Raw genomic sequence first — 1,205 nt, 5'->3', positions numbered from 1 at the left:
CTGGCCGACTGGCTGCTGGCGTGCGGCGTGGACACGGTCGCGCTCGAGTCCACCGGCGTGTACTGGATCCCAATCTATGAGGTACTGGAGCGGCGCGGCCTGACGGTCTGGCTGGTCGATGCGCGGCAGCTCAAGTATGTGCCCGGGCGCAAGAGCGACGTGCTCGACTGCCAGTGGCTGCAGAAGCTGATGAGCCTGGGGCTGTTGCGCGCGGCGTGGCGGCCCGGCGACGAGGTGTGCGTCGTGCGCGCGGTGGTGCGACAGCGCGAAGTGCTGCTCACCGAGCAGGCCAATTGGGTGCAGCGCATGCAAAAGGCGCTGGTGCAAATGAACCTTCAGCTCACCGAAGTGCTCAGCGACGTCATGGGCATGACCGGGCAGGCCATCGTGCGCGCGATTGTGGCGGGCGAGCGCGACCCGAAGGTGCTGGCCCGGCATCGCCACGCCCACGTCAAGGCCAGTGCGACCGATATCGAGCGGGCGCTGACGGGCAACTGGCGCGAGGAGCACCTGTTCGTGCTCGGGCAGGCCCTGGCGATGTTCGACAGTCTGGCCCAGCGCATCATCGAGTGCGAGGCGAAGCTCGAGGCGTTGCTCGCGCCGCTGGGCTGTCACGAGGTCGAACTCGGCGGGCCGGGCAAGCGGCGCGGCAAGAATACCCCGGAGTTTGACGCCCGCACCGCGCTGGCGCGCTGGGCTGGGGTCGACCTCACCCGCATCAACGGCCTGGCGGTCACCACGGTCATGACGATCCTCTCGGAGATCGGCCCGGACCTCAGCCGCTTTGCCAACGTCAAGCACTTCTGTTCATGGCTCGGCCTGTGTCCGGGCACCAAGATTAGCGGCGGCAAGGTGCTCAGCGCGCGCACCCGGCGCTCGACCAACCGGGTGCGCCAGGCGCTTAAGCTCGCGGCGATGAGCCTGTCGCGCAACGATTCGGCGCTAGGTGCCTTCTACCGGCGCCTGTGCGCGCGCATGGACAAGCCCCGCGCCAATACCGCCGTCGCCCACAAGCTCGCCCGCATGGTCTACTTCATGCTGACCCGCGGCGAGGCCTTCGTCGATCAGGGCCAGCAGCATTACGAAGAACAGCAGCGCCAGCGCAGCATCGCCGCGCTCAAACGGCGTGCCGCGGCCCTCGGGTTTCAGGTTAATCCGGTAGAGGTGGCCGCCTAACCCCAGCCGCCAGTCTTGTTTCTCAGGAG

Annotated in this window: 1 protein-coding gene; it reads left to right on the top strand. The window is 67.8% G+C overall.

What is annotated here, in order from left to right; translation table 11 throughout:
• A partial coding sequence (locus ACYP5B_RS22185; RefSeq protein WP_459571113.1) for an IS110 family RNA-guided transposase occupies positions 1–1,176 on the top strand: 1,176 nt, incomplete at its 5' end.
• Positions 1,177–1,205 lie beyond the last annotated feature (29 nt).

The organism is Cupriavidus sp. 8B (assembly GCF_054589115.1).
Note: the sequence above shows the minus strand (reverse complement) of the source record. Positions and strands in the feature narration are given on the sequence as shown.